Origin of the sequence: Bradyrhizobium sp. CCBAU 11361 (assembly GCF_028128935.1) — a bacterium.
Taxonomy (GTDB): Bacteria; Pseudomonadota; Alphaproteobacteria; order Rhizobiales; family Xanthobacteraceae; genus Bradyrhizobium; species Bradyrhizobium niftali.
Genome location: NZ_LBJZ01000199.1, coordinates 384,426 through 407,510, shown reverse-complemented (window position 1 = coordinate 407,510; position 23,085 = coordinate 384,426). Strand labels below are relative to the sequence as shown.

The 23,085-nt window shown below is 64.4% G+C and carries 21 protein-coding genes; 10 read left to right on the top strand and 11 right to left on the bottom strand.

Annotation, left to right across the window (positions count from 1 at the left end; translation table 11 throughout):
- Nucleotides 1-9: 9 nt before the first annotated feature.
- Both dctA and XI08_RS43440 read right to left on the bottom strand, forming a co-directional pair.
- Nucleotides 10-1,389, bottom strand: coding sequence for a C4-dicarboxylate transporter DctA (gene dctA, locus XI08_RS43445; RefSeq protein WP_271579129.1), 1,380 nt, complete (start codon nucleotides 1,387-1,389; stop codon nucleotides 10-12).
- 54 nt (nucleotides 1,390-1,443) lie between these two features.
- Nucleotides 1,444-2,517, bottom strand: coding sequence for a 4-oxalomesaconate tautomerase (locus tag XI08_RS43440; protein WP_271579117.1), 1,074 nt, complete (start codon nucleotides 2,515-2,517; stop codon nucleotides 1,444-1,446).
- A 116-nt stretch (nucleotides 2,518-2,633) separates the two neighbouring features.
- Between XI08_RS43440 and XI08_RS43435 the strand changes: the two genes are divergently transcribed.
- The 4 genes from XI08_RS43435 to XI08_RS43420 all read left to right on the top strand — a co-directional run bounded on the left by XI08_RS43435 (nucleotide 2,634) and on the right by XI08_RS43420 (nucleotide 7,214).
- On the top strand, nucleotides 2,634-3,614 hold the full coding sequence (locus tag XI08_RS43435) for a LysR family transcriptional regulator (RefSeq protein ID WP_271579116.1): 981 nt from the start codon (nucleotides 2,634-2,636) through the stop codon (nucleotides 3,612-3,614).
- A 398-nt stretch (nucleotides 3,615-4,012) separates the two neighbouring features.
- The gene (locus XI08_RS43430; protein WP_271579115.1) at nucleotides 4,013-5,398 is read left to right on the top strand and encodes an ABC transporter substrate-binding protein; all 1,386 of its coding nucleotides are present in this window, start codon (nucleotides 4,013-4,015) and stop codon (nucleotides 5,396-5,398) included.
- Between the two features lie 95 nt (nucleotides 5,399-5,493).
- Nucleotides 5,494-6,366, top strand: coding sequence for a carbohydrate ABC transporter permease (locus XI08_RS43425; RefSeq protein ID WP_027545529.1), 873 nt, complete (start codon nucleotides 5,494-5,496; stop codon nucleotides 6,364-6,366).
- On the top strand, nucleotides 6,363-7,214 hold the full coding sequence (locus tag XI08_RS43420; protein ID WP_027545530.1) for a carbohydrate ABC transporter permease: 852 nt from the start codon (nucleotides 6,363-6,365) through the stop codon (nucleotides 7,212-7,214). The genes XI08_RS43425 and XI08_RS43420 overlap by 4 nt, the downstream gene beginning before the upstream one ends.
- Nucleotides 7,215-7,273: 59 nt before the next feature.
- On the opposite strand, the gene XI08_RS43415 is transcribed toward XI08_RS43420, so the two are convergent.
- The 7 genes from XI08_RS43415 to XI08_RS43385 form a co-directional block, all read right to left on the bottom strand.
- Entirely contained in the window at nucleotides 7,274-9,301 is a 2,028-nt protein-coding gene (locus XI08_RS43415; protein ID WP_271579114.1) for a methyl-accepting chemotaxis protein, read from the bottom strand.
- 14 nt (nucleotides 9,302-9,315) lie between these two features.
- A complete protein-coding gene (locus XI08_RS43410; RefSeq protein ID WP_442869927.1) occupies nucleotides 9,316-10,299 on the bottom strand; it encodes a TRAP transporter substrate-binding protein in 984 nt (327 codons plus the stop codon).
- A gap of 103 nt (nucleotides 10,300-10,402) precedes the next feature.
- Nucleotides 10,403-11,215: an ABC transporter permease gene (locus XI08_RS43405; protein WP_271579113.1), complete on the bottom strand. Its 813-nt coding sequence runs from the start codon at nucleotides 11,213-11,215 to the stop codon at nucleotides 10,403-10,405.
- Nucleotides 11,216-11,219: 4 nt separating this feature from the next.
- Nucleotides 11,220-12,134 (bottom strand): ABC transporter permease, encoded by a 915-nt coding sequence (locus XI08_RS43400; protein WP_271579112.1) that lies wholly within the window; start codon nucleotides 12,132-12,134, stop codon nucleotides 11,220-11,222.
- Nucleotides 12,131-13,303, bottom strand: a complete 1,173-nt coding sequence (locus XI08_RS43395) for an ABC transporter ATP-binding protein (protein ID WP_271579127.1) — start codon at nucleotides 13,301-13,303, stop codon at nucleotides 12,131-12,133. Before XI08_RS43395 ends, XI08_RS43400 begins: the two co-directional genes overlap by 4 nt.
- A 30-nt stretch (nucleotides 13,304-13,333) precedes the next feature.
- A complete protein-coding gene (locus XI08_RS43390) occupies nucleotides 13,334-14,833 on the bottom strand; it encodes a glycerol-3-phosphate dehydrogenase (protein ID WP_271579111.1) in 1,500 nt (499 codons plus the stop codon).
- Between the two features lie 141 nt (nucleotides 14,834-14,974).
- Nucleotides 14,975-17,662 carry a sensor domain-containing protein gene (locus tag XI08_RS43385; protein ID WP_271579110.1) on the bottom strand — a complete coding sequence of 896 codons (2,688 nt, stop codon included), beginning with the start codon at nucleotides 17,660-17,662 and terminating at the stop codon, nucleotides 14,975-14,977.
- A 203-nt stretch (nucleotides 17,663-17,865) separates the two neighbouring features.
- Between XI08_RS43385 and XI08_RS43380 the strand changes: the two genes are divergently transcribed.
- Nucleotides 17,866-18,969 (top strand): NAD(P)/FAD-dependent oxidoreductase, encoded by a 1,104-nt coding sequence (locus XI08_RS43380; RefSeq protein WP_271579109.1) that lies wholly within the window; start codon nucleotides 17,866-17,868, stop codon nucleotides 18,967-18,969.
- A gap of 111 nt (nucleotides 18,970-19,080) precedes the next feature.
- Here XI08_RS43380 and XI08_RS43375 read toward each other — a convergent pair whose 3' ends face one another.
- Nucleotides 19,081-19,263, bottom strand: a complete 183-nt coding sequence (locus XI08_RS43375) for a YdcH family protein (protein WP_027545540.1) — start codon at nucleotides 19,261-19,263, stop codon at nucleotides 19,081-19,083.
- A 329-nt stretch (nucleotides 19,264-19,592) separates the two neighbouring features.
- Here XI08_RS43375 and XI08_RS43370 point away from each other — a divergent pair, with 329 nt between their 5' ends.
- From XI08_RS43370 to XI08_RS43360, 3 genes are all read left to right on the top strand, one after another.
- Complete coding sequence (locus tag XI08_RS43370) at nucleotides 19,593-19,799, top strand: YdcH family protein (protein ID WP_027545541.1); 207 nt, start codon at nucleotides 19,593-19,595, stop codon at nucleotides 19,797-19,799.
- 139 nt (nucleotides 19,800-19,938) lie between these two features.
- Entirely contained in the window at nucleotides 19,939-20,151 is a 213-nt protein-coding gene (locus tag XI08_RS43365; protein ID WP_027545542.1) for a hypothetical protein, read from the top strand.
- Between the two features lie 22 nt (nucleotides 20,152-20,173).
- Nucleotides 20,174-20,425 (top strand): hypothetical protein, encoded by a 252-nt coding sequence (locus XI08_RS43360; RefSeq protein ID WP_027545543.1) that lies wholly within the window; start codon nucleotides 20,174-20,176, stop codon nucleotides 20,423-20,425.
- Between the two features lie 108 nt (nucleotides 20,426-20,533).
- Here the strand turns inward: XI08_RS43360 and XI08_RS43355 are convergent, their stop codons facing one another.
- Nucleotides 20,534-21,256: a GGDEF domain-containing protein gene (locus XI08_RS43355; protein WP_271579108.1), complete on the bottom strand. Its 723-nt coding sequence runs from the start codon at nucleotides 21,254-21,256 to the stop codon at nucleotides 20,534-20,536.
- A gap of 142 nt (nucleotides 21,257-21,398) precedes the next feature.
- Between XI08_RS43355 and purE the strand changes: the two genes are divergently transcribed.
- Together purE and XI08_RS43345 are read left to right on the top strand one after the other, a co-directional pair.
- Nucleotides 21,399-21,887, top strand: a complete 489-nt coding sequence (gene purE / locus XI08_RS43350) for a 5-(carboxyamino)imidazole ribonucleotide mutase (RefSeq protein WP_011089851.1) — start codon at nucleotides 21,399-21,401, stop codon at nucleotides 21,885-21,887.
- Entirely contained in the window at nucleotides 21,884-22,990 is a 1,107-nt protein-coding gene (locus tag XI08_RS43345) for a 5-(carboxyamino)imidazole ribonucleotide synthase (RefSeq protein ID WP_271579107.1), read from the top strand. Before purE ends, XI08_RS43345 begins: the two co-directional genes overlap by 4 nt.
- Nucleotides 22,991-23,085 lie beyond the last annotated feature (95 nt).

The following is a 23,085-nucleotide window of genomic DNA, read 5'->3' as shown; positions in this document are numbered from 1 at the left end:
TGATCGGGTTCAAGCGGCCGATTGCGTCGTCGAAATCCAGCTCTCGTTTTCCTGCACCACTGTTGCTCCGCCGATCGCCGTCCCCGCCGCGACCTCGCGCGTGAGGCTCTGCCCCAGTTCACGGGCCAATACCTCGCGATCGCAGGCATCCTCCCACAGCGAAATGGTGATGGCCGCGACACAGTTGCTGATCATGCTGGTCAGCGCCCGCGCCTCCGACATGAACCGGTCGATGCCGACGAGCAGCGCCACGCCGGTCACGGGCAGATCCGGCATGACGGAGAGGGTCGCGACAAGCGCAACGAAGCCGCTGCCGGTGACACCTGCCGCCCCTTTGGACGTCAGCAGCATCAGTCCGAGCATCGCCGCGATCTGCCCCCACGATAGATGAATGTCGCAGGCTTGCGCGATGAAGATGGACGCCAGGGTGAGGTAAATGGCGCTGCCGTCCAGATTAAAGGAATAGCCCATCGGCAACACGAGCCCTGACACGCCTTTCCGGCATCCGAGCTGCTCCAGCTTGCGCAACGCGCCCGGCAGCGCCGGCTCCGACGACGACGTGCCGAGCACGATCAGCAGCTCTTCCTTGAAGTAGCGGATCGTCTTCCACAGGCTGAAGCCGTTCAGCCGCGCCAGCGTCCCAAGCACGACGACCACAAAGACGGAGCAGGCGATATAGAAGGTCAGAATCAGCAGTCCGAGCGAGCCGATCGATCGGATGCCGTAGCGCCCCACGGTGAACGCCATCGCCCCAAAGGCGCCGAGCGGAGCGAGCTTCATGATGAAGCCGAAGGACACAAACAGAACTTGTGAGAACGACTCGACCGCCTTCGTCACCACAACGCCGCCATCGCCGACGCGGCTCAGGCCAAAGGCGATCAGGATGGAGACGAGCAACACCGGCAGCACGTCGCCATCGGCGAACGCTCCAAAGAAGGAGTGCGGGATGATGTGCAGCATGAAGTCCGCAAATCCGGTCGCACCTGCCTGCTTAGTAAATTTCGCGGCCACCGACGGATCCAGCGTATTGACGGACACATGCATGCCAACGCCCGGCTGGATCAGTGACACGGCGATCAGCCCGGCCAGCAACGCGAGCACGGTCAGCAGGTAGAAAAGCGCCATGGATTTCACCAGCGTGCGGCCGACCTCGCGGGAATCGCTGATGCTGTTGATGCCGCTCACGATGGTGCAGAATACGATCGGCGCGATCATCATCTTGACCAGCTTGACGAAGCCGTCGCCAAAGGGCTTCAGCGCGGCGCCGAATTCGGGCCAGAAATGGCCCGTGAGGACACCCAGCATGAGACCGATCAGCACCTGGACGTAGAGAATCCGGTAGAACGGCTTTCGCGGCTCGCTGCTCGCGGACCCAGCCGGCGCTCGCATCTGCATTCTCGTTTCTCCCTTGTGTTATTCTTGCGGTTTAAGAGCAGTCCGGCTTCAGGCCGCCAGCACCAAATGAGGCACGTGCGATCGACGGGCGAAGACGTGGCCCTCGAAGATTCGGCGGGCCGTCCGCAGCACCCGGGCGACCGGGCCGGGCTCCAGCAGAACCACGAGCTGGCCGGAGGGATGGGCGAGGGTGATCGGCACCGGCGGCGCCAATGGTCCGACCATCTCTGCCGCGATCGTCCCGGGCGTGACGCATGCCGTCGCGATCGCGACAGCGCCGGTCACCGCCAGCGCGTTATGGCACTCATGCGGCATGAAATACCTGGTGTTCAACGTCGCCTCGCCTCCGCGCGCAATCAGAACCGGCTTCGGAATCACCATGGTCGCGGAATTTGGAAAGCCCATCCGGCGTCCGGCCTCGATGCGCAAAGCTTCGAGACGCGCGCGAAAGCCGCCGTCGGCGAAGTCGGAGGGAGCCTCACGGCCGGACCACCCCAGATCCGCCGCGCGGACCAGCATGACGGGCATCGCCGCGTCGATGCAGGTCACATCGATCCCTTCGATGCGATCGACCGGTCGTCCGGTGGGCAGGAGACAACCAGTGAGTGCGCCGGCCGCGTTGGGAAACGACAACTCGATCGGCGCGGCCGTTCCCGGTACGCCGTCGATCCGCGCCTCACCGTCGTAAGTCACGCGCCCTGCGGGGGTCGGAACGGTCGCGTCAATCAGCTTGCCGGTGTTGACATTGTGAATCCGCACATGGGTGCGATCCGCGGCGGCGGCGACCAGGCCGGCTTCGATTGCGAATGGCCCCACCCCCGCGAGCATGTTTCCGCAGTTCGGGGAGGTATCGACGATGCCTTCACGAACACGCACCTGGGCGAACAGGTAGTCGACATCGGCGCCTGGCACCGATGCCGGTCCAACGATCGCGACCTTGTTGATAACGGCATTGCCGCCGCCGATCCCGTCGATTCCAAGATCGTGCCCCCCTCCCATCACAGATAGCAGGATCGCGTCGCGCAGTTTGGGGGCGGCCGGAAGATCGCGGGCCAGGAAGAACGGTCCGCGCGAGGTGCCCCCGCGCATGACCACACAGGGAATGGCAATCTGATCGTTCATGGTGCTGTTCCGTTCGCGACAACTTCGCTCAATCCGGAGCATCCCTCGACCGAACTATTTTGTGAAATGCAAATATCTGATGTATTATTCCGATTATCGATACAATGGAGCGTGCCATGAACGCAGAGCTTCTCGACCTCAAGGCGTTCATCACCGTGGCGGAGACGGGAAGCTTCGTGCGCACCGCCAGGGCGCTGAACCTGTCGCAGCCTGCGCTGAGCCGACGCATACAGAAGCTGGAAGAAAGTCTCGGTGCGCCGCTGCTCGAACGCTCGACGCGTCACGTCAATCTCACCATGACCGGCCGCGATTTCCTGCCGAAGGTGCGCCGCCTCATCGACGAGTTCGAGACCTCGGTGCTCGCCATCCACGATATCGGCGCGCGAAGTTCCGGCCTGGTCTCGGTGGCTGCGGTGCCGACAGCCGTGTTCTATTTCCTGCCGCGTGCGATCGGCAGGTTTGCCGAAGCGTATCCGCGCATTCGCATCCGGATCCTGGACATCGGCGCCAATGAGGGATTGGAGGCGGTCGCGCGCGGAGAAGCCGACTTCGGCATCAATTTCATCGGTGCGTCGCATGCCGAAATCGAATTCGAGAAACTTGTTGAGGATCCCTTCGTCCTGGCCTGCCGCCATGACCATCCGTTGGCGTCGCGCAAACAGGTCAGCTGGTCGGAGATCCTGTCGCACCGGGTCATCACCGTCGGTCGCAACAGCGGCAATCGCGCGCTGATCGACAATGCGCTGGCGCGACACGGCCTGCAGCTGAACTGGTCCTATGAAGTCGCTCACCTCTCCGGTTCGCTTGGCCTCGTCGAAGCGGGACTCGGCATCGCCGTGCTTCCGAGGCTCGCGACGCCGGCGGCCGGTCACCCCATCATTCACACCGTTCGTTTGATCGAGCCGGAAGTGTCGCGGACGATCGGAATCGTGCGCAGGCACGGGGCGACGCTATCTCCCCACGCCAGCCAGTTTCTCAAGATGCTCCTCGAGGCGTGGCACACGCCTTCCGGGGCGCGCAGGCAAGACAAGCCGAAGCCCCGATCCGCTCAGGCCAATTCGAACGCCGTTTCGGCGGGCCTGAAGAGGAAGAGCTGATAGCTCAGCAACGCAGCGCTGCAAGACCGTTCCCCTGTCGAACCGGAAGTTCCTCGGATCAGCCCCGCCGTGTTTTCAGAGGCATTTTGGGTCCTCCGGCCGCAGCACCGTGGTGTGGCCGGCCGACTGCGCTGCGTTCAGTCCTCATACCGCTTGCAAAGCCGGGCTTCGCCAGTCCCGAGCAGGTACGGATGCGCATGGTCAGGCGATCAGAACGCAGAACCCGAATTGATTGCCGCGAATTGATGCAGCGATTGGATCGATGCGCACATTAAGCATCTCCTCCGGTGCAAGGCCCACGACCTAGGTCTGACAAGATGCCGCTAGATCGGCTGGCGGCCATGCGCTAGTGTTTTATACGACCGGTTAAAAACACCGGCCGTTTGAGGGAGAAAAACGTGAGATCCAAGGTTATTGGCGCAGTTTCACTGGCGGTCGCTGCGGCGGGGCTGTTCGCAGCCGCTGCACCCGCATTTGCGCAGCAGAAGACGATTACGGTCTGGTGGGGCAAGGGATTTTATCGGTCCGAAGACGACGCGCTCATCGAGACGATCAAGAAGTTCGAGGCCAAGACCGGCATCAAGGTCGAATTGTCGCAGTACGCGATCCAGGACATGATTCCGAAGACGGTCGCCGCGCTCGACTCGGGCACCGTGCCGGACGTTGCCTATGCCGACACCTACGACGTGCAGGTGCAGGGCAAGTGGGCCTATGAGGGCAAGCTCGAGGACCTCACCGACATCATGGAGCCGATCAAGGATCGGTTCGTGCAGAACACGCTGGATGCGTCGATCCTCTATAACGACGTCACCAAGAAGAAGGCCTATTACGGCTTCCCGCTGAAGCAGCAGAGCATGCACGTCCAGATCTGGAACGACATGCTGGACAAGGCCGGCTTCAAGCAGAGCGACATCCCGAACGACTGGGAAGGCTACTGGACGTTCTGGTGCGACAAGGTGCAGCCGGGGATCCGCAAGGCCACCGGCCAGCGCATCTACGCCGTCGGCCAGCCGATGGGCGTCGAATCCACCGACGCCTTCCAGTCGTTCTACACCTTCATGGACGCCTACCACGTCAAGCTGGTCGACGACGACGGCAAGCTCCTGGTCGACGATCCCAAGGTTCGCGAGAACCTGATCAAGGCGATGAAGGACTACACCGACACCTACATCAAGGGCTGCACCCCGCCCTCGTCCACGACCTGGAAGGATCCGGACAACAACGTCGCGTTCCACAACAAGACCATCGTGATGACCCACAATTTCACGATCTCGATCGCGGCGAAATGGTTCGAGGACTCCAACAACCAGACGCTGACGCCCGAACAGCGCGCGGCCGGCAAGAAGGCGTATGAGGAAGACATCATCACCGCCTCCTTCCCGAAGGCGCCGGACGGCACGACGATCCGCTACCGCTCCGACGTCAAGACCGGGCTGGTCTTCAACGTGGCCAAGAACAAGCCTGAGGCCAAGCAGTTCATCGCCTTCCTGCTCCAGGAAGAGAACGTCCGGCCCTATATCGAGGGTGCGCTTGGCCGCTGGTTCCCGGTGACCAAGGAAAGCCAGGAAAGCCCGTTCTGGCAGGCCGACCGGCATCGCAAGGCGGTCTATGCGCAGTTCAAGGGCGGCACCGCCGCGTTCGACTTCACCAAGAACTGGAAGTTCACGATCCTGAACAACGAAAACGTCTGGGCCAAGGCGATGAACCGCGTGGTCAGCGAGAAGGTGCCGGTGGACAAGGCGGTCGACGAGCTGATCGCCCGCATCAAGCAGGTCGCGGGCTAAATCATCCTTCCCCTCTCCCCGCTTTGCGGGGAGAGGTATAAGAACAACACCGGCCGCGTTTCGCGGCCGGCATCTCTTTGAAGAGTTCGAAAAGAATGGCGATCACGCTCTCTGGCGATCAGGCAATCCCCGCGCCGCCCTTGTCGTCGCGGCTGACCCCGGCGCAGGTCTGGGGCATCGTGCTGCTCGCGCCCTATCTGCTGGTTTTCCTCGCCTTCGTCGTCTATCCCGTCTGCTACGGGCTGTGGCTGGCGCGGGCGCCGGCGAACTATGTCGCGCTCTACAACGACCCGATCTTCGCGCGCGCCGCTGTCAACACGCTGATCTTCCTGGTCATCGGCATCAACATCAAGATGCTGATCGCGCTGTTCCTGTCCGGCTTCTTCGCCCAGCAGCGCACCTGGATCAAATGGCTCTCGGTGATCTTCATCCTGCCTTGGGCGGTGCCGTCGATCCCGACCATCCTGTCGGTGCGTTTCATGCTCAATCCCGAATGGGGCGTGATCAACCACCTCATCTTCTCGTTCACCGGTGACGACGGCCCGAACTGGCTGAACGACCCGACGGTGGCGCTGACCATGGCGATCGGCGTCCACATCTGGAAATCGCTGCCGTTCTGGACGCTGATCCTGATCACCGGACGCCTTGCGATACCGCACGATCTGTTCGAGGCCGCCGAGGTGGATGGCGCGAGCTGGTGGCAGAAGTTCCGCTTCATCACCTGGCCGTCGATGCAGACGCTCTATGTCACCTGCACGCTGCTCTCGATGATCTGGACGCTAGGGGACTTCAACAGCGTCTATCTGCTCACTGGCGGCGGCCCGGCTGACCTGACGCATGTGCTGTCGACGCTCGGCATCCGCTATCTCCGGCTCGACCAGCTCTCGCTCGCGATGGCTTCCATCGTCGTCGCGATGCCACTGGTGCTGCCGCTGGTCTATTTCATGATGAAACGGTTGTCGCGATGAAGCTTCCCACCCTCCGCGAAGTTGGCAACGAGGCCAAGCTGCTGCTGATCGGCATCCCGGTCTTCATCTGGACCATGATTCCGATCTACCACATGTTCCTGTTCGCGATCTCACCGAAGGAGGACGCGTTCTCGGGCAAGCTGTGGCCGGATCATCCGACGCTGCACAACTTCCACATTGTTTTCTACCAGGAGCACTATTTCCTGCGCGACTTCTGGATTCAGTTCTGGAATTCGACCGTGATCGCGCTGGCCGCAGGCGGGCTGACCTTGTTCATCGCGACCGCCGCCGCATTCTCGATCTCGCGGCTCAAGGTGCCGGGCGGCCGCTGGGTGATGAACCTGGCGCTGTTCACCTATTTCATCCCGGCGGCGTTCCTCGCCGTGCCGATGTACCGCACCATGGGCAATTACGGCCTCCTGAACAATCACTGGGCGCTGATCCTGGCCATGGTGACGATCGCCAGCCCCTACGCGATCTGGGTGCTGAAGCAGGCCTCCGACAAGCTGCCGGTCGAACTGGATGAAGCCGCCGTGATGGACGGCGCGACCACGCTGCAGCTGTTCCGCCTGGTCTATCTGCCGTTGATGATGCCGTCGCTGGTCGCGATCGGCACCTATGCGGTGCTGCTCGCCTGGAACGAGTATCTCTACGCATTCCTGCTGCTCTCCAAGGACACCAACATCACGCTGCCCGTGGCCCTCGGCAACTTCCTCGCCGCAGACGACTCGCCGTGGGAGCTCTTGATGACCACCGGCTTCATCTACGCGCTGCCGCCGGCCGCGATCTATTACGCCTTCAAGCGCTACATGGTGGGCGGGCTCACGGCGGGTGCGGTGAAGTCCTGAATGTCAGATGCGCGCTTCCCGCGGTGCGCCCGTAGAAGGGCAGCCGCGGGGAGATGCTCTCACCCCGCCTTGCGCACGGTCTGCAAAAACTCTGCGACGTCTTTCTTGAGCGCACGTGCCTGATCCTGCAAGGCCGAGGCGGCCGTGAGTGCGGCTTCGGCGCCGGCATCGGTCTCGCCGGCGACGGTGCGGACGGCGCCGATCTGGTCGGTCACGGCCGATGTCCCGTTCGCGGCCTGCTCGACATTGCGCGCGATCTCGCTGGTTGCCGCTCCCTGCTCCTCGACGGCTGAGGCAATCGTCGTCGCGATCTCCGTCATCTCGGCGATGGTTCTGCCGATCTGGCCGATCGCAGCGACCGACTGTCCGGTCGAGCCCTGTATCTCGGCAACGAGCCCCGCGATCTCCTCGGTGGCGCGCGCGGTCTGGGTTGCGAGGCTCTTCACTTCGTTGGCGACCACGGCAAAGCCCTTGCCGGCATCGCCGGCCCGCGCCGACTCGATCGTGGCATTGAGGGCCAGGAGGTTGGTCTGGCTCGCGATCGCCTGGATCAGCTGGACCACCGTCCCGATCCGCTCGGCAGAATCCGACAGCGCGCGCATCAGCGCCTCGGTCCGCGACGCTTCACCCTTTGCCTGATCCGACACCGATACGGAGCGCGAGACCTGGCTCGAAATCTCCTTGATCGAGGCGGCGAGTTGATGCGTCGCCGCCGCAACGGTCTGCACATTCGAGGATGCCTGGGCCGATGTCGCGGCGACCTGCTCGGCAAGCGAGCGACCCCGCTCCGCGATGCGAGCAAGACTTCCGGCGCTCTGCCCCATCTCTTCGGCACGACTCGAGACGCCGCCAATGACGCCCTCCATGCCGCGATCGAAGCGGTCGGCGAGTTGCGTCATCATCGCCGCGCGTTCCGTCTCGGCTGCGGCGCGCTGCGCCGCAGCGTCCTGCTCCATGCGCCGGACGGTCTGCGCGCTCTGGCGGAACACCTCGACCGCGCCGGCCATGTGACCAATTTCGTCGCCGCGCTCGCCGCCCGGAATCGCCTCGTCGAGCTCGCCCGCCGCAAGGCTCTGCATGCGCAAGGTCATCTGGCCGATGGGGCGCGACACGCTGCGTCCGATCAGCCAGGCCAGCAATGCGCCCAGGACGAGCGCGGCAGCGGCCACCGTGAACACGAGATTGCGGGTTTGATCGACCGACCCAGCCGTCAGCCGGCTCTGCTCGGTGCGCGTCGCGCCGAGCGCCCGGCTGATCTCCGCAACCTTGGCATCGATCGTGCTGCTGGATTTGACGAGATCGGCCTGCGCCTTGCGCAGCTCGCTCATCGCGGCGGACAGCTCCGTCAGCGTCGCCGATTGATCGGCAAGCACCTTCTTGAGGGCCGCGATCAGATTCTTCAGTCGCGGCGCCTCGATATCGGCGATCTCCGCCTCGCTATCGGCCACCGCGGCCAGCGCATAGCCGATCGTCATCCCAGCATCGTCGGCGTCTACCTGGGCCTGAGTAGTGGTGAAACGCAGCATCGAGACGCGCATCGCATCGACCGTACCGGCCAGACGCAGCGGCTGGAGCAGACGGTCGGGCTGGTTGGCAAGCGCGACGTTGATCGCGCCGACGTCGAGGCCTGCCGAGGCGCCGAGGGCCTCGCTCTTGGTGCTTGCGCTGCGCAGGCGATCGACAGCGGCGGCGACCGCCGTGAAGGATTTTCGATAGGTCCCGAGCGCATCCACCAGCGCGCTACGACCGGCGGCAATCGCCGGCAGGCGGGCGAATTGCTGGTCGACCTGGTCAAAGGTCTGCCCAAAGCCGTCGATCGCCTTCATGGCGCTATCGCGGTCGCCGAGATTGCGCGTGCGGATGAATTTTTCGACGGTGACATTCGACGAAAGCAACGCGGCGTGCACCCTCGCCATGCCGGCATCGCCATCGGCGCTGGTGACGAGATCACCGACGGTGCCGCCGATCTCGGACAGCCGCATGACGGCAAGCAGCGCCAGCACGCAGAGGAAACCCAGGACCAGCGCGAAGCCGCCGAAGATGCGCGGGCGGATGCCGATGCGCGACAGGAGCAATGACAGGTTCATGATGTTTCCCGCGATTACGGCGTAGCCCGGATCCGGGCGAGCAGATCCTTGCCGAAGCGCTTCTCGAATTCGGGCTCCAGGGGCTTCACGGCCTCGATGAATGGCTGGCGATCCACCTTCTCGATGATCTCCATGCCGGCCTTGCGCAGCTCCTCGAGCTTCTTTGTCTCCTCCGCGACGCCACTCTGCCAGGTCGCCTCCGCACCAGCCTTGGCTGCGGCGACGATGGCGGCCTGGTCGGCGGGCTTCAGGGCCTGGAACACGTCGCGATTGGCGACGAAGGCGATCGGCGCGAAGAAATGCCCGGTCAGGCTGGCGTATTTCTGCACCTCCTCGAGATGGCTGGTGGCAATCGTCATGACCGGGTTCTCCTGCCCGTCGATGCGGCCATCCTTCAGCGCAGAGTACACCTGCGTGAACTCCATCGGCACGACCTCGGCGCCGAGCGCCTTGAAGGTCATCTGATAGACGTCGTTCGGCAGCACGCGGATCTTCAGGCCGCGGAGGTCAGCAGGAGAGTGAATCGGCCGCTTCGAATTGGTGACGTTGCGAAAGCCCTGCTTGCCGATCGCGAGCAGCACCAGCCCCTTGTCGGCAAAATGCTTGGCGAACAGTGCGCCGACCGGCCCCTCTGCGACCGCCTTGGCCTGCGCCGCATCGCGGAACAGGAACGGCACGTCGAAAACACCGAATTCAGGCACGGCCGAGCTGACCACCGAGCCGGACAGCGTCGCCATGTCGACTACACCACTGCGCATCGCGGCAAGGATCGCCGTCTCGCTGCCGAGCGCGTTGCCAGCGCGCGCATCGAGGATGATGCGGCCTTGCGCAGTCTCGGCGAGCTTGCGGCGGAATTCGTCAGAGCCGATCTGCTGCGGCGACTGCGGCGAGCCATTGTACAACAGCGACACCATCTGCGTCGCACCGGCCGAAGGCTGAACAGCGAGACAGAGTAACGCCAGAACCGTGCTGGCCACACCAATATAAAGCCGCTTCATCGCCCTCTTCCCCAAGCGAGGCGACGATAGCGAGATAAGCTATATGAATTGTTAACCTAGATTCCGGGCGGTGCCCGGGCGCCATACACGAAACGTCGGATGGCTACAACGGCGCCGCGCTCTCGCCCTGCGAGCTCGACAGCTTCGAGGCGAGCGAGGCGATGACGATGACCACCGCAATCAGGCCGATCACCAGCGTGCAGATCGCGTTGATCTCGGGCTTCACGCCCAGCCGCACCTCGGAATAGATTCGGATCGGCAAGGTCGCCGAGCCGGGACCGGTGGTGAAGCTCGCGATCACGAGATCATCGAGCGACAGCGTGAAGGCGAGCATCCAGCCCGCGACGATCGCGGGCGCGATGAGCGGCAGCGTGACGGCGACAAACGCGCGCACCGGGTTGCAGCCGAGGTCCATAGCAGCCTCCTCCAGCGAGCGGTCGAGCGAGCCGAGGCGGGACTGCACGACCACGGCGACGAAGCACATCGTCAGCGTGGTATGGGCGATCGTCACCGTCCAGAAGCCGCGCTCGGCGTTCAGCGCGACGAACAGGAGCAGCAGCGACAATCCGGTGATCACCTCCGGCATGACCAGCGGCGCGTAGAGCATGCCGGAGAACAGCGTCCGGCCGCGGAACCTCTCGCCGCGCGACAGCGCCACCGCGGCGAGCGTGCCGAGCAGCGTGGCGATGGTCGCCGAGGAGACCGCGACCCGCAGGCTCATCAAGGCCGCCTCGATCATCGCGCGATCATTGAAGAACTCGTGATACCAGCGCAGCGACCAGCCGCCCCACACCGTCACCAGCCGCGAGGCGTTGAAGGAATAGATGACGAGGATCAGGATCGGCAGATAGAGGAATGCCAGCCCCAGCGCGAGCGAGGCGACGTTGAAGCGGGACAGGCGAGAGACCTTGCGCATCGGCTCACCGTCCCTGTTCCAGTTGCCGCTTCTGGAGCCGTTCGTACAGCAACAGCGGCACCAGCAGCACCACCAGCAGCACGATGGCTGCGGCGGACGCGACCGGCCAGTCCTTGTTGGTGAAGAATTCAAGCCACAGGGTCTGGCCGATCATCAGCGAATTGGAGCCGGCCAGGAGGTCGGGGATCACGAACTCGCCGACAATGGGGATGAAGCACAAGAGCACGCCGGCGCCGACGCCGGGCAGCGACAGCGGGAAGGTGACGAGCCAGAACACCCGCCAGGGCGGCGCGCCGAGATCGGAGGCCGCCTCCTCCAGTGCCGGCTCCATCTTGGCGAGCGTGGCATAGAGCGGCAGGATCATGAACGGAAGATAGGAGTAGACGATGCCGATATACATCGCGGTATCGGTGGAGAGCCACACCACCGGCTGGCTGACCAGATGCAGCGCGAGCAGGATCTGATTGAGCAGGCCGTCGTGCTGAAGGATGTTGATCCAGGCATAGATGCGGATCAGGAACGAGGTCCAGAACGGCACGATCACCAGCACCATCGCCACCGCCTGCCAGCGCTTCGGCAACCGCGCCATGCCATAGGCGACGGGATAGCCGATCAGGAGCAGCAGTGCCGTCGCCGTGACCGCGACGGTGAGGCTGCGCACATAGGCGTACACATAGATGTCATCGGAGCCGAGCAGCCTGAAATTGTCGAACGACAGCGCGGCAAAGGCCGTCTTGAGCGATTCCCACCCCGCCGTCAGGTCGAACACCGGCTCGTAAGGCGGCTGCGCGATCGCGGTCTGCGACAGGCTGATCTTCAGCACGAAGCCGAACGGCACCAGGAAGAACAGCGCCATCCAGACATAGGGAGCGATCGCGGCAAAGCGCGCCGGCCGCGCGAAGATGCGGCGGGTGCTCATGACGGCAGCACCATGCAGTCGTCAGGCGTGAACCAGGCGACGACGTTCTGGTTCACGCTGTAGGCGTCGACGTCGAGGCGCGCGCTGTTGGCGACGGACGCCTGCACGATCCCGCCGGTGTCGAGCTTCACCTTGTAGGTGGTGGTGCCGCCGAGATAGCAGATGTCCGCGATCACCCCGTCCAGCCGGTTGATTGCCGTTTCACGGCCGGCCTCGCTCACCGGGCCGCGGCGCGACAGCTTGACCTTCTCGGGACGGATCGCGACCGACAATTTTCCCGCGCCGACCGGCTCGCGCGGCTCGGCTACCACCAGCGTACCCGCATCACGCGTGCCGATGACCAGACGATGGCCGTCGCGCAATCTGGACTCCGCGTCGAACAGATTGACGTCGCCGACGAACTCCGCGATCCAGCGCGAGCGCGGCGCCTCGTAGAGCTCGCGGGGGCCGGCGACCTGAGCGAGCTTGCCGGCCTTCATCACGCCGATCCGGCTCGCCATCGTCATCGCCTCCTCCTGATCGTGGGTGACGATGACGAAGGTCATGCCGAGCCGGCGCTGGAGCTCCATCAATTCGCCTTGCGTGCTCTCGCGCAGCTTCTTGTCCAGCGCTGCAAGGGGCTCGTCGAGCAGCAGCAGTTGCGGGCGGCGTGCCAAAGCACGGGCCAGCGCCACGCGCTGGCGCTGGCCGCCGGAGAGCTGGTCGGGCTTGCGCTTCTCGAGCCCCTCGAGCTTCACCAGCGCAACCATCTCCGCAACGCGCGTGGCGATGTCGGCGCGCGCCATGCCGGCACGCTTCAGGCCGAAGGCGATGTTGTCGCGCACCGAGAGGTGTGGAAACAAAGCGTAGTTCTGGAACATCATGTTGATCGGGCGCTCGTGCGGCAGCGCCTGCGCGATGTCCTTGCCGCCGAGCAGGATGCGCCCCTCGTCCGGCGCCTCGAAGCCGGCGAGCATGCGCAGAAGCGTGGTCTTGCCGCAGCCGCTCGGGCCAAGCAGGGCAAAGAACTCGCCGGCCTTGATGTCGAGTGACACGCCGTCCACGGCCCGGAACGTCCCGAACGCCTTGGCGACGCCCTCGATGCGCAGCAAAGGCTGACCCGCTACGGGAAATGCATCTCCGGCGGCCGTATCGGCCGCGACGTCCGTTCCGGGCAACTCTTCCGCCATGGTCCCTGCCAACCCCGATTCCGCAGCACGCTAGCGGCCGATCGGCCTTTGCTCAACCGGTTCGGGCCGATCGTTCACATCCGCCATGAACGCGGCCAGCGCGTCGCGGTCCGCTGCCGGCATGGTCAGACCGAGCTTGGAGCGGCGCCACAAGACGTCCTCGGGGAAGCGTGCCCATTCGTGGCCCATCAGATAGCGCACCTCGGCGCCGGTCAGTTCGGGGCCGAAGGCGGGACCGAGTTCGTCACGGCTCTTTGCCTCGCCGAGCACCATCGGCAGTCGCGAGCCGTAGGCCGCGACCAGGCGCTGGGCCTCCGGCTCCGAGAGAAAGCGCCAGCGGTCGCGTGCGAGGTCGACTTCAGTATCGAATCGATCCCAGGCGAAATCGCCGCCGGGCAGCGCCGCCCCGGCGGTCCAGCGCGGCGACATCGGATAGAACGGCGTCAGCCGCGTCACCGCCCGCTCCGCGCGCAGGCGCGAGGTGGTGACATCACCGCCGAACATCGTGATCAGCGGCGCCTTGCGCCGGCGCGCATGGAACAGCGTCGTGCCGTCGCGTCCTCGCGCGGACGCCAGCGTCAGGTTGACGCCCGAGACCGTGCGGACCACGTCGGTCGGGGCGACGCGCTCGCGGAAATAGCGGCTGGCCGCTTCGCAGAGATAGCTGACGTCGGCGCCCGCCATCGCGACGATCGCTGGATCTCCGGTGAAAGCATGCGTGACCGTGCCGATCAGCGTGAAGTCGCGTTCGAGGGGCCGGGCGAAGATCAGCCGTCCATCATTGTTCTGGAAGACGTAGACGTTCTCGGAATCGAACAGCCGCGGCACGATGATCTGGCTCATCTGCATGGCGGCCATGGCGGGCAGCGGCTGCCGCAGCACGGTGTCCGCCACCATCGACGTCCAGCCGCCCGTGGCGCTGGCGAGCGCCCGGGACGTAATCGTGCGGCGATGGCCGCGATCGACCACCGCAAGGCGCCATGTGTCGGTTCTGTCAGCGCGCACGCAGCGTGCCCCGGTATGGATCGCGGCGCCGCGTTCGGCGGCATCCAGCGCCGTGAGCACCACCAGCCGGCAATCATCGACGACGCAGTCCGAATATTCGAAGGCTGTTCCGAACGGGCGCTTCAGCGCGTTGCCGACCGGATGATGCGTGATGTCGAGGGTCGCTGATGGCGGCAGGCCACCCCGGTTCGTGAGGCCGTCATAAACATACAGGCCGGCCCGCAGCAGCCAGGGCGGGCGCTCGTCGGAATGGGCGGGAATCACGAAGCGCATCGGCCGGACCAGATGCGGCGCGATCCGGAGCCAGGTGCGGCGCTCGGCCAGCGCCCGGCGCACCCGCCAGAACCCGCGGCGCTCCAGCACCGACAGATCGCCATGGATCAGCCGCGGTGTCGCCGACGAGGCGGCACCACCGAGATCGCCCTGTTCGAACAGAATGACCCGCAGGCCGCGGCCGGCCGCATCGCGCGCGAGGCTGACACCGTTCAGGCCGCCGCCGATGATCGCAAGGTCGTAATCCGCCATGAAGCCGTCGAGAAGGAGCGAAACGAAGCGCTCTCATCACTAGAGCCATTTCCGTTCCGATGGTATCGGAACGCGGCTCCGGATTCCTGTTTTGACGCGTTTTCTTGACGCGAACCGGTGTCCACTTCGCTCGAAAACGCCCTAGCCGGTCTTGAGCGCGAGCTCCACGGCTTCGGCGCGGCCGACGAGGCCGGCATACTTCCCGATCGGCAGCGGCTTGCCGAGCAGATAGCCCTGCACGCCATCACAGCCCTCCTTGGCGAGGAAGGCCAGCTGGTCGAGCGTCTCGACGCCCTCGGCGATGATGGACATTTCGAGGCCGTGGCCGAGATCGATCACGGCGCGCACGATCGCCGCCGATTGCGGGTTGCGGCCGAGATTGATGATGAAGGCGCGGTCGATCTTGATCTTGTCGAACGGGAACGCCTGGAGATAGCTCAGCGAGGAATAGCCGCTGCCGAAATCGTCCATGGAGATGCGCACGCCGAGCGCCTTCAGCCGGCGCAGCAGCGCCAGGCCCCGGTCGAAATCCTCGATCAGCACACCCTCGGTGATCTCCAGCTCGAGCCGGCCGGGTGCCAGCCCCGTCTCGATCAGGATCGAATGGACCAGCCCGACCACGTCGCCGTGCATGAACTGCGCCGGCGACAGATTAACCGCGACCTGGAGCGGCTTGGGCCAGGACGCCGCCTCGCGGCAGGCCTCGCGCAGGATCCACTCGCCCATCTCGACGATCAGGCCGCTTTCCTCGGCGATCGGGATGAATTCGGCCGGCGAGACCTGGCCGCGCACCGGATGCTGCCAGCGCGCCAGCGCCTCGAAGCCGATGATCTCGCTCTCGGCGACACTATGGCCGGCGGCGCCCTGCGGCTGGAAGGCGAGCGAGAGCTCACCGTTCTTGATCGCCATCGACAGGTCCTGATGCAGCACGCGGCGATCGCGGATCTGCTGGTCCATCTCCGGCTGGTAGAGGCTGATCGTACCGCGCGATTTCTGCTTGGCGCGGAACAGCGCCGCACCGGCATTGGCGAGCAGCGAGGCGCCGTCGGCGCCATTGTGCGGGAAGATCGACATGCCGGTGGTGACGCCGGCGCGGACCGGCCGGCCGTCGATCTGGAATTCCTGCGCGACGGCCTCGCCGAGCTGCTGCGCCAGCGCAAGACCCGCCTCCGGCTGCTTGCCGTCGATGATCAGGCCGAACTCGTCGCCGGACAGGCGTGCCACCACCCCGCCGCGCGCGGAATCCTGGAGCCGCTGGGCGACCTCGACCAGGAGCTTGTCGCCGAGTGCATGGCCGAAGACGTCGTTGACCTCCTTGAGGCCGTCGAGGTCGACGCAGAGGACGGCGAACTCCTCGCCGGTGCCTTCGCAGGCCTCGATCATCTGGGTCAGCGCCTGAAGGAAGGCGGCGCGGTTCGGCAAATCGGTCAGGCCGTCGTGATAGGCCATGTGCGCCATGCGCGACTCGGTCTGCCGGCGGTCGGTGACGTCTTCGTGGGTCTTGATCAGATATTGCGGCTCGCCGGCATCGCTGAGCACGGTGGCGCGGCGGGTCAGGAACAGCCGCAGGCCGTCCTTGGTGGAGATCGGATGCTCTTCGGTGATCATCCCGCGCTTCTTGATCGCGGCCTCGTCGCGCGCGATGATCAGCTTGGCTTCCTTGGGATTGAAGATGTCGGACGCGGTCAGGCCCGTCGCTTCCTCGCGCCTGCGGTTGAGGATCGACTCGGCGCTGCGGTTGGCGAGCAGATAGCGGCCGTCCTTGACCTGCTCCACGATCAGCGCCACCGGGATGTTGTCGACGACGAGTTCGAGGAATTTCTTGGTGCTCTCCAGCTCCTGCGACAGCGAGCGGCGGTCGGTGATGTCCTCGAACACGAGCATCAGGAATTCGGGCTTGTTGTTCTCGTTGCGGACCACGATCCGGATCGAGGCTACCATGCGCCGTTCACCGCCGCGGTCGACCTCGAACTCGTTGCGGAACTGACCGTCCGGCGAATTGAGCGCGGCCTGGTCGGTCGCCTCGATTCTGTCCGCCGAGACGGGGGCAAACAGCTCGCGCGCGTTCTTGCCGACGACCTGGTCCCGCGAGAAACCCCAGAACCGCTCATAGGCGCTGTTGGCGAAGATGTAGCAGCCGTCCTCGATGTTCTTCGCGGCGACGCAGGCCGGCACGTTGTCCAGCACCGTTTCAAGAAACTGCTTGGTCGAGGCGAGTTGCCGCGACAGCCTGCGCTCCTCGCTGACGTCAAGATGCGTCGCCACCGAGCCGCCGTTCGGCAGCACGAAATATTTCACCAGGATGGCCCGGCCATCAGGCAGTTCGGCGATCAGACCGTTGGCGCTTGCCGCCTTCTCGTAGAACTCCTTGTCGGAGACGCCACCGAGGACCCCGCGCTTGCGTCGCAGCTCGAGGAGGTCGTGGCCGTTCATGTTGGCCCACAGATCCGACCGTGACAGGCCATAGATCTCGAGATAGCGGTCGTTGCAGAAGATGACGCGCCGCTGCGCATCGGTCATCACCACGCCCTGGTTGAGATTGTTCATGGCGGAGGAGACGAAGGCGTTGCGCCGCAGCTGCAACCGCCTGGTCCGGCGCAGCGCGGAGTGGATCCACAACGCGATTGCCACCAGGAACGCGCAGACGACGATGCCCCCGATCAGGGCTTCCCAGATCAGATTGGGATCGAGGTTGTCGAGCGAGCTCGGCGGAGCGAAGCTGTCCGACAGCGCAAAGGCACGCGCAGGCGCGACCGTGCCGATCAGGCACACGACGGCCTGCACAGCAATCGGCATCGTGCTGTCCGCGTGCCAGTTCTTCTCAGCCATCAGCCACCCGCGATTTCAACGTCGGATTGTCTGGCTTCACGGGTTTGGATCGGGTAAACGCCTGTACGCGCAACAGAAAAAATCTGACGTGAAATACGGCAATTGCCCTGACATGATAAATGCTTCCTTAACGGAAAATGCCCCCGCGCCGTCGTTCTCAGGCTTGATGCCACCGGCGCTTCCAGCGGACCTCCTGCACAACCATGGATAGGGTCGACTGCATCGTCATCGGAGCCGGCGTGGTCGGGCTCGCGGTAGCTCGAAAGCTGGCCCAGGCCGGGCGCGAGGTCATCGTGCTCGAGGAAGCCGAGGCCATCGGCACCATCACCTCCTCGCGCAACAGCGAGGTGATCCATGCCGGCATCTACTACCGCGCCGGGAGCTGGATGGCACGCATGTGCGTCAGCGGCAAGCACGCGCTCTACCGCTACTGCGGCGAGCGTGGCATCCCGCACAAGAATTGCGGCAAGCTGATCGTCGCGACCAATGCGAAGGAAACCGAGAAGCTGCAATCGATCAAGGCGCACGCCGAAGCCAATGGCGTGCTCGACATGCAGTTGCTCACCGGTGAGGCCGCATGCGCGCTGGAGCCGGCGCTCGCCTGCGACGCCGCGCTGCTCTCGCCCTCGACCGGCATCATCGACAGCCACGCCTACATGCTCTCGCTGCGCGGTGAGGCCGAGGAAGCCGGCGCGGCCTTCGCGTTTCACACCCCGCTGATCCGCGCCAAGGCGGCCGCCGGCCTGATCGAGGTCGAGGCCGGCGGCGAGGCACCGATGGCGCTGCAATGCGGCCTGCTCGTCAACGCTGCGGGCCTCGCGGCGACAACGGTCGCACGCAACATCGACGGCATGCCGCTGGACCGGATTCCGCCGGCCTATCTCGCCAAGGGAAATTACTTCAGCTGCAATGCCAAGGCGCCGTTCTCGCACCTGATCTATCCGGTGCCCGAGCCCGGCGGCCTCGGTGTGCATCTGACGCTGGACATGGCTGGGCAGGCGCGCTTCGGCCCCGACGTCGAGTGGATCGAGACGATCAACTACGAGGTCGATCCGTCACGGGCCGAGCGCTTCTATCCGGCAATCCGGCGATACTGGCCGACGCTGCCTGACGGCGCGTTGATGCCGAGCTATTCGGGCATCCGCCCGAAGATCGTGCCACCGGCAGTCGCCACGCAGGATTTCCTGATGCAGGGCCCGCGCGATCACGGCGTCGCAGGCCTGATCAACCTGTTCGGTATTGAATCGCCGGGACTGACGTCCTCGCTCGCGATCGCGGATCACGTCGCCGAGCTCGCAGGAATCTAGGGCGCCGCGCAATTGTCTTCGCGGTTTTGCACCTTCCAACAGGGATGAGCGCAACGGCTCTCACCCCTGCCTGAAAGGGTAAGATCAAACTTTACACTGTTACGGGGTTTACTAGTGAAGCGTGTCGCTAGTTTGCTTCAGACGTTCGATCTGGTCCTTGACCATCAACTTCCGGCGCTTCAACTCAACAATTTGCAGGTCGTCTGTTGAAAGGTGCACGAGAGCTTCGTGCAATTCGTTTTCGAGAGTTTTGTGCTTCCGTTCCAATTCAACCAGATGTGCCTGAATTGTCATTCGAAACCTCCTCGGTAGGGGTGACCTTGGATTCGATCCGGACGAGCAAGTGTACATCACCGATTCGTTCTGTCGACGAATATCCGTCGTCGCAATGTCATTTTTGAAAATTCATATGTAACGAAGCGTGAGTAAGGAACCACGCTGGGAAAAATCCATGATATCAATGTGCTTGCGCAGCGCCGCAGCGAACCGTTGAAAATATCTTGCGAGAGATCGGTGAGCGACGGCCCGAGATCGCTTGCGGTCACGGCGCGCAAGGACGATAATTTCCACAGGGCATCCACAGCCTTAAATCTCACGCCATCGGTTTTTCGGCCACCGCAGACATGACCCATGAAGACGAGCGCGAGCTCGAAGCCGAGCTCGCCCGGTTGCAGCAGGAACACCGAGATCTCGATGCCGCGATCGATGCGCTGCATCAATCGCCTGCCCCCGACCTATTGCGGTTACAGCGGCTGAAGAAGCGCAAGCTGTTGTTGCGCGACCGCATCGCCTTCATCGAAGACCAGATCACGCCCGACATCATCGCCTGATCCCCAGCGGGCTTTTCGCGGCAGGGCGCCGCAGGTGAATCCGCTTGACTCCAAAAGAACAAAATAGGAACATTCCGACATCCAACGCCCCCAGGAAACGCCCAGAGAAGCGCCCAAGGAACCAGCAAGGACAACGCAGATGTCGGCAACCGCCCTTTTGGACAACAGCCATTATGAACAGGCCTGCGATCAGGCGATCGCGATGTGCGACGGCAATCTGCGCAGCACCATCAAGGCGCTGATCATGGCCAACGAATATCTGGAGGCGGAGCTCGAGGAATTGCAGGCGGCGATTTCAGCCGGCTGCATTCCGGAGACCTCTCGCAGCAAGGCGCGGAGCAGCGCCGCCTAATGTTGATGACCGGAGCAACGCCATGTCGGACGTCACCTACTACGTTGCAATGCCCTTCCTGATCGATGACGACGGATCACCGGTCGCGGGCGCCGCGGAGGAATGTCAGTCCTCGACGGCCGCGCTGCGGCGCGCCGAGATTCTGGCGCGCGGCGCCGGCCACATCGGCGCGATCGCGTTTTGCCGCAGCGGTGATCCCATGACCGGCGAATTCGGTGACGCTACGCTGCTGCGCAAGTTCGGCAACGTGCCGGAAGATCTGGCCACGTTGTAGGGCATTTATTGTTTGAGCATGATCTCCGCGCAAACGCGTTTCGCGTTTGTCGCGAGGAAAACCGCTGCACACTTTGCGCTAACGCGGCCCTTCCGGTCCGGATCATGCTCAGTTGCTGACGAGCCTGATCCGCGGCTCGTGCCGCCGGCACGCCTTGCGCACATACATTGCGGCGTCCGCCTCCTCCAGGGCGCGGCCCGCGTCGGATTGCGCCCCCAGCAATGCGACGCCGGCAGAGGCGCCCGCGGTCACATGCTGGCCGCGGAAGACGAAGGATAATTCGTCGATCGTCTGCTCGAAGACCGCGGCCTTCGCCTTGGCATCGGTCTCGTTGAGATTCCATAGCAGCAGCGCGAACTCGTCGCCGCCGAGCCGGCCGACCACGTCGGAGGCACGGACCTGCCGCGTCAGCGCGCCGACGATCGCCTTGAGCACCTCGTCGCCGGCGGCGTGGCCGAAGGAATCGTTGATCGGCTTCAGCCGATCGACATCGAGGACGATCAGCGCGCCGCTGGCGTGATATCGCTTCATGTAGGCAATGGCGCGCGTGAGCTCGCGCTCGAAGCCGCGCCGGTTCGGAATCTCGAGCAGGAAATCGGTGTCGGCGGCCGCCTCGAGTTCGGCAACGCGCTGCAAGGCCTGCTTGAGCTTGGACCGCAGGCCGCGGATGACCTTGGCACCGTCGTTGCCCCCATCATCGGCCGACGCTCCGCGCCGCGGCGCCTTGACCCCACGCCTGACTGAACGCTTGGGGGCGGCTTTGGATCGGCTGGCACTGGTCTTCCGGCCCTTTTTGGCCTTCGCAGCGCTTGCCCTTTTTGGTTTCTTCATGGGCATCCTGCTCAATGAAGGCTTGCGGGGATTCACCAAGACAGGATAGTGCATTCCCTTCTCCTTGCCACCGCCTTGCGAGCCGCCGGCCGGAACCGTTAATCTGGCCTATGTTTCTGTTTTCCCGAGCACAATTAACGTCATGACCGCGCCGATCGCCATCATCATGGGAAGCCAGTCGGACTGGGACACGATGCGGCATGCCGCCGACACGCTTGAAGCGCTCGGCGTTGCCGCCGAGACCCGCATCGTTTCGGCCCACCGCACCCCCGACCGGCTGGTCGCTTTCGCCAAGGGCGCCAAGGCGGCGGGTTACAAGATCATCATCGCCGGCGCGGGCGGCGCTGCACATTTACCGGGCATGGCGGCGGCGCTGACGGAACTCCCCGTCTTCGGCGTTCCCGTCGAATCGAAGACGCTCAAGGGCGTCGATTCGCTCTATTCGATCGTGCAGATGCCCGCGGGCATCCCGGTCGGCACCCTTGCCATCGGCAAGGCTGGCGCGATCAACGCGGCGCTGCTGGCTGCCGCCGTGCTGGCATTGTCCGACCCGGCCTTGTCCGACCGCCTCGCCGCATGGCGCAAGGCGCAGACCGAGGCGGTTGCCGAGCGCCCGGAGGACAAGGCGTGACTGACGCAAAGCAGGTGAAGCTGAAGCCCGGCGACACCATCGGAATCCTCGGCGGCGGACAATTGGGGCGGATGCTGGCGATGGCCGCGGCGCGGCTCGGCCTGCGCTGCCAGGTGTTCTCGCCCGATCCTGACTCGCCGGCCTTCGACGTCGTGCTGAACGCGACCTGCGCCGAATATGCCGACGTCGAGGCGCTCGAGCTGTTCGCCAACGACGTCGACGTCATCACCTACGAATTCGAGAACGTGCCGGCCGCGGCCGCGATGGTGCTGGATGCGCGCCGCCCCGTGCTGCCCAACCGCAAGATCCTGGAGACGACCCAGGACCGGCTCGCGGAGAAGGATTTCGTGACGCGGCTCGGCATCGGCACCGCAGCCTATGCCGACGTGACCTCCGTCTCCTCGTTGCGCGAGGCGATTGTGAGGATCGGTCTTCCGGCCGTGCTGAAGACCCGCCGCTTCGGCTATGACGGCAAGGGCCAGGCCATCATCCGCGAGGGCGACGACATCGCCAAGGTCTGGACCAGCCTCGCCACCAAATCGGCGATCCTCGAAGCCTTCATCCCCTACGAGCGCGAGATCTCCGTGATTGCGGCGCGGTCGGCGACGGGCCAGGTCGAGTGCTTCGACGTCACCGAGAACGAGCACCGCGACCACATTCTGAAGATATCCCGCGCCCCCGCACTGATTCCGGATGCGCTCGCGGAAGAAGCGCGCAGCATCGCCGGCAAGATCGCCGGCGCGCTCGATTATGTCGGCGTGCTCGCGGTGGAAATGTTCGTGCTCGCCAACGGCACCGGGCCGAAGGTGCTGGTCAACGAGATCGCCCCGCGCGTGCACAATTCCGGACACTGGACTCTCGACGGCGCCTCCATCTCGCAGTTCGAGCAGCACATCCGCGCCATCGCCGGCTGGCCGCTCGGCAAGCCGGTCCGCCACGGCGAGATCGTCACCATGACCAATCTGATCGGCGACGAGATCAACGATTACGAGAAGTGGCTGAGCGTTCCGGGCGCGACCATCCACATCTACGGCAAGGGCGGACCGCGCCCCGGCCGCAAGATGGGCCATGTCACCGAAGTCCGGCCGCCCCGGGAGAAGTGACGGGACCGCGGCAACCGCCGCGATCCCGTTTGCCGACTAGGTTTGTTTTGACGCGTTTTCCTGACGCCAACCGGTATCCACTTCGCTCGAAAACG